General features: G+C 29.1%; 15 protein-coding genes. All 15 read left to right on the forward strand.

Going from position 1 to position 12336, the window contains the following annotated elements; all coding sequences use genetic code 11:
• The coding region (locus OEA66_RS17290; protein ID WP_445986220.1) for a bacteriophage T4 gp5 trimerization domain-containing protein at positions 1–339 on the forward strand (339 nt) is incomplete at its 5' end.
• 3 nt (positions 340–342) lie between these two features.
• On the forward strand, positions 343–1911 hold the full coding sequence (locus OEA66_RS17295; protein ID WP_267282563.1) for a zinc metalloprotease: 1569 nt from the start codon (positions 343–345) through the stop codon (positions 1909–1911).
• A 2-nt stretch (positions 1912–1913) separates the two neighbouring features.
• Entirely contained in the window at positions 1914–2339 is a 426-nt protein-coding gene (locus OEA66_RS17300; RefSeq protein WP_267282564.1) for a hypothetical protein, read from the forward strand.
• 83 nt (positions 2340–2422) lie between these two features.
• On the forward strand, positions 2423–3142 hold the full coding sequence (locus OEA66_RS17305) for a hypothetical protein (protein WP_267282565.1): 720 nt from the start codon (positions 2423–2425) through the stop codon (positions 3140–3142).
• A 77-nt stretch (positions 3143–3219) separates the two neighbouring features.
• Complete coding sequence (locus tag OEA66_RS17310; protein ID WP_267282566.1) at positions 3220–3765, forward strand: hypothetical protein; 546 nt, start codon at positions 3220–3222, stop codon at positions 3763–3765.
• 16 nt (positions 3766–3781) lie between these two features.
• Entirely contained in the window at positions 3782–3925 is a 144-nt protein-coding gene (locus tag OEA66_RS17315; RefSeq protein ID WP_267282567.1) for a hypothetical protein, read from the forward strand.
• Positions 3922–4671, forward strand: coding sequence for a hypothetical protein (locus OEA66_RS17320; RefSeq protein WP_267282568.1), 750 nt, complete (start codon positions 3922–3924; stop codon positions 4669–4671). Before OEA66_RS17315 ends, OEA66_RS17320 begins: the two co-directional genes overlap by 4 nt.
• A gap of 376 nt (positions 4672–5047) precedes the next feature.
• Positions 5048–5464, forward strand: coding sequence for a hypothetical protein (locus OEA66_RS17325; protein WP_267282569.1), 417 nt, complete (start codon positions 5048–5050; stop codon positions 5462–5464).
• 144 nt (positions 5465–5608) lie between these two features.
• Positions 5609–6505, forward strand: coding sequence for a hypothetical protein (locus tag OEA66_RS17330; protein ID WP_267282570.1), 897 nt, complete (start codon positions 5609–5611; stop codon positions 6503–6505).
• A 114-nt stretch (positions 6506–6619) separates the two neighbouring features.
• Complete coding sequence (locus OEA66_RS17335) at positions 6620–7624, forward strand: hypothetical protein (RefSeq protein WP_267282571.1); 1005 nt, start codon at positions 6620–6622, stop codon at positions 7622–7624.
• Between the two features lie 41 nt (positions 7625–7665).
• On the forward strand, positions 7666–8142 hold the full coding sequence (locus OEA66_RS17340) for a DUF4280 domain-containing protein (protein WP_267282572.1): 477 nt from the start codon (positions 7666–7668) through the stop codon (positions 8140–8142).
• Positions 8143–8144: 2 nt separating this feature from the next.
• Positions 8145–8360, forward strand: coding sequence for a hypothetical protein (locus OEA66_RS17345; RefSeq protein WP_267282573.1), 216 nt, complete (start codon positions 8145–8147; stop codon positions 8358–8360).
• A 33-nt stretch (positions 8361–8393) separates the two neighbouring features.
• Entirely contained in the window at positions 8394–10829 is a 2436-nt protein-coding gene (locus OEA66_RS17350) for a hypothetical protein (protein ID WP_267282574.1), read from the forward strand.
• A complete protein-coding gene (locus OEA66_RS17355) occupies positions 10819–11499 on the forward strand; it encodes a hypothetical protein (RefSeq protein ID WP_267282575.1) in 681 nt (226 codons plus the stop codon). Before OEA66_RS17350 ends, OEA66_RS17355 begins: the two co-directional genes overlap by 11 nt.
• A gap of 8 nt (positions 11500–11507) precedes the next feature.
• Positions 11508–12290 carry a hypothetical protein gene (locus OEA66_RS17360; protein WP_267282576.1) on the forward strand — a complete coding sequence of 261 codons (783 nt, stop codon included), beginning with the start codon at positions 11508–11510 and terminating at the stop codon, positions 12288–12290.
• Positions 12291–12336: the final 46 nt, after the last annotated feature.

The following is a 12336-nucleotide window of genomic DNA, read 5'->3' on the forward strand; positions in this document are numbered from 1 at the left end:
GCACCGAAGAATATGACGTTTACGGCGGGGGAAGATATTAATATTAATGTTGGAAAAAATATGACAACTAATGTTGGGATGAATAAATCTGACACTATAACAATGAACCATACAGAAAGTGTGGGAGTAATGAAGAATCTATCTGTAGGGGCTAATTTTATGACCAATGTTATGGGTAAAATGGTAGAATACATAAAAGGTAATAAAGAAAGCCAAATTGAAAAAGACAGGATAAAAGACAGCAAAGGGCAGATTGTTACCCAAAGTAAAGGAACTAATGAATTTCATTCTGAAAAAGAAGTGCAAAACAATTCTGCAGAGAAAGGAACAAATCAATAAGACATGAGCAAGATCACAATAGTAGACGGAGATATTATAGAGATTATTGGTGGTAATGATCTGTCTTTTGCCAAAGAGGAAATTATAAACTCCGGTAGTAAGGTAATACTGAAAGGTAATGATGGGGTAAGCTTTGGAGTTAATCGAAAACCACCTGTAACAAAAGAAGATGCCAAATGTATTGTCCATTTAAGACCACAACAAGATTGGAGAGGAGAGTTTGCTTTTGATTGGTTTCGAGAAGGAAATTCTACTTTATTAGATGATGTAGATTTTAATGAAATTGTTGGCAAATATTACAAATATGACGACAAGGAAGTCAATAAAAGAATTGATAAAAATGATGTTTCATTATTAAAAGATATGTTTATTACAAACCCAAATCAATGGTATATCATAGAGAAAGATTCTGATAAAAATATTACTGGTGCAAAAGAATTTTTCAAAAAAGACCCCCAATATTTACCTACTGACAGTTCGTTAGATAAACTAAAACAAATGTATCAAGCTTTTAGCTACACACCAAGAGGAGGTGGAGTAGAAAAAACTTATTATTCATCTATTATTGGGCTTTTTCCTGAAAATGAAAAGTATGGTCGTTATGAGGCAATTCTTAATATGCATATTGAGTTTTTAACTGATGAAAAACCAGACCACTTAATCTTTAAAATTGACGGACTAGAAATCACGGATCAACACCCAATTATTGGATTAAGCAAATATAAGATTGAAAACCCATCTGAACTAGAATCATTAACCATTAAATGTAAAGCAAGAAGTGGAAAAATGGGAGTAATTGACTTGTTCTATAATACCACAAAAGCTATTCAGATTTATTCAGTAAAAAATAAAGTAGAAAGTTTAGCAGGAATTATTAAATTCATTAACACTACTGCTGTACAGAAAAAGAAAGTTTTGATTATTAAAGTTAAAACAGCATCCGATGCAAATGGTAAAGTTTCTAATGAATCATTATCAACTTTTGAAAAAGTACTAAATCAATGTATGCTTCGTCCTGAGTTTTTGACAGAAGATAAAAATGGTAAAAAATTTAACTTAGATATTTCTAAAGAGAAATACGAATTTAAGGATAAATGCCATCTTAACTATGATGCAGTTAAAAAAGCTTGGATTATGAATGATAGAGACAATGAATTAGGGCAAATATTAGTAAAAGAATTAACTGAAGAGTTTCCTGATTATTTAGGAAGTGAATATTTCAGATTGTATTTTCTTGATGTTATTTCACAATCTGGGAATAGTATAGAGAAGGGTTATTCTTCCCCAACTAGTAATTATGGAATCATGTTTAGAAGCCACGATGCTGAAACAATAGCTCATGAATGTCTTCATGGTTTAGGATTACCACATACTTTTTCTTACGATATTAAAAATTATGGAAAAGATACTTTTACTTATAAAGCACAGACTACAAAGAATATTATGGATTATTCAGGTATGAAAAACAATCCTGTAGACGCGTATAATCAAAAACCTAATATATATACTCCAAAAGAGGAATATTATTTATGGTACTGGCAATGGAAAAAGGTAAATAAAAATATACAATAGACATGAAAAAAATACTTTTATTAGGAATTGTATTAATAAGTCAATTATTATTTTCTCAAGTAATAATCAAAGTAAAAATAAATAAAGATCATAAATATAAAATTTATTCTAATGAATCACTACGGTTAGTATTAGATAAAACTGATTCTTCATTTACTTTCGTCTCTTTACCTCCTTTAGATGGTGGAGATTTAAAAGTCTATACAGTTTCAGAAGGTAAGTATACAATTTATAATAATATTTTAATACTGTTTTCACAGAACAAAAATAATTTTGAGTCTAATTTATTTGATAATATAACAGGTCTACAATTTATTATTAAAGGGAAAAAAATTGTTCCAAAATCAGATGGATATTATCCTTTTGCTGAAGAATTGAATAAATCTAAATTATCTAAATATAAAAGCCTTTTCGATATTAAAAATTAATGCGTACAAGTCCTTTGAAGTTTTTGGAAGTGGCAATAGGACGAGTTAAGAGATAGCAAACATTTAGTTAAAAAGGGATTGAAATGAAATATTTATTCATAATTATAACAGCGTTTTGTTTTAGCTGTGGTGCACAGAAAATAAAAATCTCGGATTATAAAGAATTTACAAACTTTAAAGAGGATAATAGCGGTGATTGTAATGCAATTTATAGAAATAATGATGGAAAACCACTTGATGGAAAACACAAAATAAAAATTTCAAAAAATTTTTATAAATACGCTGAATATAAAGATGGTCATTATATAAATGATGTCTTATATGTTAGAAACAAAAATATAATTTGGTGGAAAGAAAGTTACAACATAAATGGTAAACTTGAAAAATACACACATTATAGGAAATTGAATAAAAAGTTCCTTAAAAGTGAAAAATATAAATGGACATTGGAAAAATATGATTCTGTAACAACATTTTTTAAAAGTCAGCTACCATATGAAACAATTTTCAATTTTAACAAAATTCAAAAAACAATTGAATATGAAATAACTCCCAAAAATGTTTTCATAAATACAAATTTTGATAATATAAAGATTGACCCGTTAGATGGTAGTTTTAATGGTGTTTCTAAATATATATTTTCTATGTGTCCAGAAAATATATTTCTTTATGATACAAAAAATAAAAATTACTACGACCAAGTAAAAGTTCATATAAAAAATTCAAATCAAAGAATTGACATACTTACTTACTATATACATACTAACGAGAGAGGTTTTACATATTATGATTCATCTAATTAGAATTTTGAACACAGAAGTTTTTGGAAATGGCAATGGAAAAAAATGAGGGAGGATAAAACAGATTTAGAATTAATACCATGAAAATTTTAATCGTCTTCTCAATTTTATTTACAAGTAATTTTATTTTTTGTCAAATAAAAAAAGACACCATTACCATTGAGCAGAGTGATATTATAATAAAAGTTGATACTATTTATAGTACGAGAACTAAACCTATAATTAATTTTCAGAATTTCAATAAAAAAAATGGAACCCTTTTAACTGGCTTATATAGAATTAATATTGATGATAATACTTATTTTATAACCAACTATAAGAATGGCATTGAGGATAGTACAATTTTTAATTATAAAAAAGGTTATCGAAATGGCAAATTAAAAGAGTTAGAAATAATGGGATATCAAATGATTGGGGAAGCATATATATCTATTCCCGAATATAATTGTAATACTAATTCTTTTTTAGATGGATTTACAAAAGAATATTCTAATGATATGATAATTGACAAAATTCGTATTCGTCAAAAAATAAGGAAGAAAGTAATATGTTGGAAAATTTATTATCCAAACAAAACAGTAAAGAAAATAAAATTTAATAAAACATTAGTGGATTTATGTAGATGAAACTCAAGAAAATTTTATGGATTATAATCAAGATTCTAATAAAAATCCCATTACAGATTTTAACCGGAAAAGTTTCTACCAATGGCAGTGGGAGGTGATGAGACCTGATGGTAAAAAATACAACCAATATTTGATTCCAAAAACAATTACTACAAAATGAAAATATTAATCTACTTCTTACTTTTGTTTTTTGGATTGCAAAGCTGTAAGTCTCAGGTTCTGTATTTTGAAGCGGAAAATACAAAGAAAAATAAAGATGGTACCCCTATAGACTATTTTACATTAGAATATCATAAAGATACAGGACGAACGATTTTCCGTATTTCCAAGCATGCGGAAGAATATGGGTCAGGTTCAAATTATATTTATATGGATACATCATTACATGGTCAATATATTTACATATATCATCAAATACTTTCAGATGGTACTCCTTTGTATACAGATGGATTATATTATCTTCCAGTAGAACTTAATGCTTTCAAAAAATTATACTATTCTGGAACGATTAAAAAGAAATGGGATAGTGGTGAGGAATACGTTTATAAGAAAGAGTTGAAAGAAATGGATGATAATCAGCAAGAATTATATTTCAATGCTTTAGAATATCGTTATAAATTTAAAAAAGATATAAAGAAAGCGATTGAAGAAGAATCAGAATCTTTTGAGGGTACACCTGATTCATGGTGGGCATTAGAAGACATAAACACCCCTGATACATTAAGAAGAGTAAAAGAAATAGACTACAATAAATTCCCCAAATTATTTCGTGATAAGTATGATTTAAAAAAATTAAAGGAACAAATAGAAAAAAAAGAAGAAGAACGCAGAATACAATCAGAAAAAGAATCGAAAGAATGGCAGAGAAAAAACAGAGAGAAAGCTCTTTTAGAAAATAATAAATAGTAAAAGAAGCCCAAATTCTTTCTTATGGAAAAGAACAAGGAAAAACCTTAGAAAATTATCTGGATTATAGACAGACTGCTAGCGAGGCATATAAAGATGGTTTTCAATATAAAAGTTTTTTCCAATGGTAATGGAAATATATGCAGGAAAATAACAAAGAATCTTTGGTTTCCACATCTGTAGAATCATTAAAAATAAAGAAATAAAAAGTTTATTTTATATCCTGTTTTCATTTACCTGTCTATCGTGCTCTACTGTTAAATATTATGAAAGTAATGATTATCAATGTTATTCTGCACTAGAGGTTCGTGGAAACACAATTATTTACCGATCTGATGGACGTGATCTTCTGGAAGTACCCGAGAGAGCTTCTTTTGTGTACCTGAAAGCGGTGAATGATTCCAGAAGATGTGGATATTTGAGTTTAGACAGAGGAATTAAGAAATTCATTTACCTGCCTATTACAGTACAAATGGGTTTTACCAGAGAAGATCAATTTGAAGAGTGCAATTTGGAATTTACATCAGAAGAGGATAATGGTAAACTATTATATTCTTATTATAAAAGTAAGGATACTATCACTTCACATGATAACGAATACGATCCTAAGGCAGGTAGTATGAAGTATGCGTTTGAAACAGGATGCCTTAGCGGGAGATTAGGAAGAATACCCTCAACAATGATTCGTGTAAAGAAAATAAATTACAGCAAGTTTGCAAAAGACATTCAAAAATATGACCTGAAGAATCCTGAGAATGAGATTAAAAAACTAAAAAACATGAAAAAACAGTAATGTAGGTATATAAAAAGACAGCGAAATAACAATAAACCCGGATTTTGAATACAAAAGCTTTTACCAATGGCAAAGGAAATCTATGCAGGAAACAGGAGTGGATAATCAATATTTTAAAATCATAACAACAGAAACCCAAAAGAAATGAAACCATCTTTTAGACTGATAATAGTTTTTCTATTTGTGTCAATCTCAGTATCGGGACAGTTGAAAACTTTTATGGAAAATGGGAAGTACGGACTGAAAAAAGATGATGGCTCCGATTCTTTGGCTCTTCACGCAGAATATGATTCTATCATCCCAAGACACAACGAAAAACATGAATATTACTGGATTGCTAGCAAGGGTAAATCGAAAAGTCTCTATGAAAGATTTAATGGAAATATCATAATAAAAAATCAAAAAGTTATTTATTATGATGGAAAAGGTACTCTACAAGTTTTAGATTCATTAGCAAATAGGAGATTATTTATCAATGAAAAAGAAAGAACCGATTTTCAAAAATATAGTTCGTTCCGAGAAATCCCCCGTGATTTAGACCCAGATATGCCAAACATTGATAAGTATGAAATAAAGAAAGATACGGTTTATTATTACTGGTCAGCCAGAAGCAGGGAAGATCGTTATCGTTCTGGCAAACAAGCCTTGCCTAAAGGTACTTCTAATGCAGTGCTTATCAATAATGAAAAAAAGTTGTTAGAAGAATCTGAATGGGAAGATTCTGGTGGAATACTATATACAGTTCCAGATTATTATTTAAGTACATCATATATTATTTTAAAGAAAAATGGGAAATATGGTGTATGGAATTTTATGGATGAAAAACAAACACTTCCTTACAAATACGCTAAAATAACTTCTTACTATAATTATATTCTTTTGGAAAAAAAAGGTTTAAAAACTTTTTATCCAAATATTGGCAAAACACCAAAGTATAAAAATATTGAACCATATATTGCCAATTTTGCAAGATTCGAATATCCTAATGGTAAGAAAGGTTGGGTAGACCGCAGCGGAAAAGAATATTTTGATGGAGAATGAAACCATATTTTTGACTTATTAATAGAGATACTATAACATAGCATTTACTATCGATTTTGAATTAAAGTTGAAACTCAAAAAATAAATCAGTTGAATTTTTAAACAATAAAATATATGAAAGAATTTGATGCACCTAAGCTCATTAAACTACAAAAAGACAATACATTGTCTTTGGACCTTAATGGTCTAAAAGAGCGCAGATATGGTGTGTCAGTAAAGTATTATGATCATAGTGAAAGTAAGCCTTACAAAAGAATAGATTATAATAATACCATTTATATAAATAAACATTCTGATGGATGGTTGATAGATATTAATAAAGAAAATATTTATTTTAATCAACACGAACCGAATTTAGTAAGTGAAAATATTGGAAGCTTGGTTAGTAAATCAATTTATCCCATTCAAACTTGTATTGATAAATCAGGAATTCCACTCAATGGCGTTACCAATCATAATCAAATTTTAAATAGATGGGAGAAAAATAAATCGGCTATCAGTAAAAAGTACATTGGAGAAGCCACAGATTCTTTACTAAATTACTTTAACAAAAAAATCTCCAATAAAGTCCGGTTTGAACAGTCAATGGATCATGATATGTTTTGGAATTTGTTATTCCATCCTAAGTATGTATCGTATCAGGAAGATTTGAAAGTTAAGACAAATTTACTATTAGCAATTTTACCTTATCATCCTCCAATCGAGTTTTCGGGAATGCAAAAACTTGATCCAGAAATAACCGACTATAACTCTATTCGGATCGATTTTGTTTCAGATGAAATTGAAGCCCATCCATATTTTAACCCTCAAGAAAATAATTCTGAACCAAAATATCTAATGCGGCTTAAAGTGCATTTTGATTTAGATATCTATTATATGTTCCCGATGCATACCAGAGCCTATTTTGAGGTTTTTTCAAAGGACGAAGATGGTAATGAAAGCATTTTAAAAAAAAATAATTTCACTCAATATCAACTCAACACTGAGGATAATAAAAAAGAACCCCAAAAAGTAAAAAGTATGTTTGAGGTAAATGGTAATGAAAGCAAAAATCATTTTAAACCACCCAAAAGGAAAAAAACTTTTATGGATTATATATATGATATTTTAGGAGGATAGAAGTTCTCAAAAATTCATATTTTAAATAAAACACAAATCTAATGGCCTTAAAAGAAAAAGTAGTTCACGGTGCATTGTGTAAATGCAAATTTGGTACAGCTCCCGATAAATTGGTAGTTCTTACACATAAAAAATGGTACGCAAATGATCCGGACGGATCGAAAAAATTGATTGCTACCAACAAGGATATTGGTCTCCCATTCGAAAAGAAAACATTTGGATCTTGCGCTAAAATGAATAATAATCCCTGCGTTCCAAGCATTACTAAATGGGATGGTTATTATGAAAAAGAAAAGTACGATCCGCCTGGAGGATATGTTTTACTAGAAGACAGTAAGGCAACATGTGCAGTTGGAGGACCGCAATGTGTTGAAGTTCTAATGAGCGGACAGATAGCCCAACCGACTGCGAAAAATTTTAAGAACGCGGATGAAGAGTTGATGTCTCATATATTACCAATAGCTAATATGAAGGATTTTGAAAAGAAAGAGCCTTATGAATTTCTAAATGCTAAATAATCATGGGAAAAGGATTAGAATATTGTTATTGGAAAACCAATGATGGAAAATTAGAAAAAGTTACTAAAGGATCTACATTTCGTTTATATACAAGTGATAAAAACGAGTTTATAGTAAATGAACGTTGTGTGGCACCTGATACAAAAAATGTAAAATTCACTGTAGACAATGCAAGGTGGGCTTTTATTTACAACGAGTTCTTTGAAAGCATAAAATAAGAACCGGATAAGCTTAACAATTTATGGGGCAATTTGAGTGGAGGTAAGGAGTCTGTGGCTAGATTAGGGTTAGGAAAAAATTACAGCGTCGGGAGTAGGCTTTCTTTTTCTCCATCTGAAAGTAGTAGTTATTATTTGGGCTTTAAGCAAAGAATCGAATTATTTAGTACAGAACCTGGAAGCGGTTTCTATTTTTATTTTGTCCCCTTGGCCAAATCCCATATCAAATATGCCTATTTTAATGATAGTGAGGCGACTAAAAGATATGGCGATATTGTAAATCTACAGATTGCACTACATGGTTATAATTTAGAAAAAGATATTAAATACAAGGCCAAACTGTATCTGTTAGAAGAAGAGAAAGCTGTAGGGCTTACCGAAACTAAACAATTCAGATCCGCAAACCTTTGGAAAAAACCTGAAATAATCAATATACCGGATAAGTTCTCCGGCGATAATTGGAATGTATATCTTAATTATAGTTTTCCGATCGAAATTGAATGGCGGAAAAATCAATCGGAAAAGAAAAATTTTACAGTTATTGTTGAGATATACAAGACCTGGATTGATGACGGATACATTTATGATTCGGAAGAAGAAGAAAGGGTTGACTATAGAAACTTTGCGGACAAACCTACAAATGACCTTGTTAATTATGATGCAAATGTCTTAGGGTTACAGGACTTAGATGATAAGCCCTCCATATCAAGTAGATTTATAGTGTCAGAAGAACTGATGGATGATTATCTTTCTCGACTTGAGTTGCAAAAGACAAACATGATTCAATACATTGGAGATATTCGTTACACCAAAAGAGAATATGATCCTTGTGGATATTCAAAGATTACCTTAAAAGATGAAGATGATAAAGAAAGGGACTCAATGGTTATTTTCAATGAAGAGGATACAGAAAACCCAATAGACCAGACAGCTAAGGTATTTACTATTATAACGGGAGATGCTAGAAAAAATATTTCTATTACTCTTGACAAATTAAAAAATAAGGGAGAGTTTTGCCAAGGAGTGCTATTAGAAAAAGGACAAAAACATACCGACAAAAAGAATATTTTTCAATTAGACAGAGTTATGCCCGCATTAAGAATGCAGGATGGTAATTTTGTAGTTGTTCAGGACACTACTCAAAAAGATGACTATGATGCTGTTCCAGATGAAGAAAGAGCGGCTTCAGGAAGTGTAAGCGATGCGCAGGAATGGATAGAAGGTGTTGATTATAAAATTGATAGTGATGACAAAATGACTGTTATGCCTAGATATTTATATAATAAAACAAGTTTGGAAGGGATTCAAAATTATACATCACATGGTATTCCAAACGAAGCTTTAAATACATTATGGGTTTTTAATTACTTTATTTTAAATGATAAGTTAGCACAGACGTATTTTGTTCCCATATCAACTTGTCGTTATCCTAACCAAATTGCAAAAATAAATGTTTATCCGGATATAGAATGGGAGGTTTCCTTTATAATCACTACTGGTGAAACTCATACACTAAGTGGTGGAATAAAGGAAAATTTAACTGATTATCAAAGAGCACAAGGTTTGAAATTTTCGGATCGATTTAAACTATCTAGCGAATATAAAGGATTTAGTTTTTCTACTGATATTTCAACTAAAGTAAATGGGGATATTCATAAGTTTGGACTTGATAAAATAGAAAACATCATAAAAAAACTAGCAGATCTAAAAAGCTTTTTAGATCAATTTGATAGTAATAACTCTGAAAATGCAAGTGCAGGTGGGTTTACTGAATACTTTAGTTTTAAGCTCGTCTCACCAAATATTGTTCTAGCCTTTAAATGGAATTTTGGACATATTCTTGAGAAAGAACATAATCATAAAGCCGTAACAATGCTCAGTGGGTCTCTGAAATTGGCTCCTCTAATAGGTATTAATTTTGAGGTTGATTTATTTATCATTACAGATAATATAAAAGTTTATGGCATAGGTGAAATAACAAAACTTATAAGAAAGTCCATTGAGTGGGTTACAGAAACAGATATTTTTATACTTGCATATGTTAATGTCGAGTTAGTTGGGGAATTTACAGTAGTTTATAATTCAATAAATGGCTTTGATAATAAAAAGTCTAATAGAAAAGCAATTTTGAGTATTCCATTTGGGGTTAAAGGAGGTATAAAGAGTAATGAAGAAAATGTTATTATCTTACCAAGTGGTGAAAAAATGGAAAAGCTTAATGCAGAAATATCCATAAACTCTGGAATCGATATTGTTGAAGAACTAGGTACAGATAATAAGGGACCTTATAAAAAAAACAGCTATATTTTTAAAGGTTTGAATGTGAGGGTTGTAATCGTAGAAAATGTATTCAGCAGAAGAAAAATTTCGGTAATTCCTAAAATAGACGAAACATTTGAAATATTAAAAGAAAATCAAATTGGTCCAGAAAAAATTGAATATTTAAATAACAAAAAAGATGAAAATTAAGTATATATTAATTTTGCTAGGTCTAGTAAATTTAACAAGTATTTCTTGTCAATCAAAAACTGAAAAAATAGATTTAAATATAATACAAGAATCCTATGAAAATATTATAAAAGGGCATAAGGTCTATAATTTACGATATAATGACTATGTTGACACTTTGCATAATAGAATAGTTTTACAAGGTGTTCAAATTCAGGAAAAATGGCAGCCATTCAACATTGAAAAGCTGGATTATATGGATGTTTATTTTAACAAAGAAAATGAAATAGTTGGTTTCAAAGGATATTTTGAAAATAATTCTAGCAATAATACAGAGGATTTATATAAAAATCTTTCCAAGGAAATTTCAAATGATGCTAACTTTTGGCAAATTAAACTCAAGAATAATGATCCATATATTTTGGTTAATGAATGGGAATCTAAAGAAATGATACTTGGTCTTGAATATGAGAAGGGTAGTAAACGTTTTGCTTTAACAGGTATAAATAAAATTGAACTGCCCAATTTCTTTGATGAAATTTTTTACAGCGAATTTTTGAACTTGACAAAGTTTCGGGATGAAAACTCACAAATAATATTAAAAGAATTACAGATATCACCATCAAGTAATGATAAAAGTTTCTACAAGGAGAAATTTAATGAATTGAAAAAAGAATATAATCAAAAATAAAAATTGGCATGAATCATCCTATGTATAAAATCGAGATAAAAGCATTTTTATGTTCTATTGAAATTGAAGTAAATGACATACCTTGTTTTTCTTATTATAATGAACCTCAAATCGCAACAGATATTCCAATTAATAATTTATTGTTCAATTCTGGTAGACAAAATGTCAAATTTAGAATTACTCCACTTTTTGAAAATAAAACTTTTAATAAAGAGAGTAAAATTGAATTAAATATTTATGTGAAAGATGCAAATGATTTTTATTTAAAAAAACAATTAATAAAGTCTTATACAAATAATGAAACATTACAAGAGAAGTCTTTTTTTGAAAGTGCTTTAGTTTTTGAAGCTATATTGCCATATACAATAGAACATAGTTTTATTAATTACTCTTTTTTTTCCGAATCTAAAGATCATTTACTGTTAGAAGTTTACAAGCAGTATGAAATTTTAGCGGCTTTTATAATTAAGAATGATTTAAAAAATTATAACGATTTTACTAAAATAAGATTTAATGATTTTGCTACTGCCCATTACTTAGATGAGATTAAAAGAAATTACTATTTAAATAAAGCTCTTGATTCATTTGAAGGTCATAATCTAAATTTAATATCAATAAGAGAATACACTCTTAAATTTTGTTATAATGGCAAACTAGTTTATTTAGAAAAAATGAGAAATTCCCCTGGATTAATTTTAGAAGATGTGAATTCTAATGAGGAACAATTGCATTTTATTGAAAGTGCAATTTTTTATAGGAATAATGCGGGGAAATTATTGTTATTCAGATAAGAGTTGTGATCATTGTAATTAAAAACATTATTAAGTTTCTTTATGT

It is taken from the genome of Chryseobacterium luquanense, assembly GCF_026460945.1.
Lineage (GTDB): Bacteria > Bacteroidota > Bacteroidia > Flavobacteriales > Weeksellaceae > Chryseobacterium > Chryseobacterium luquanense.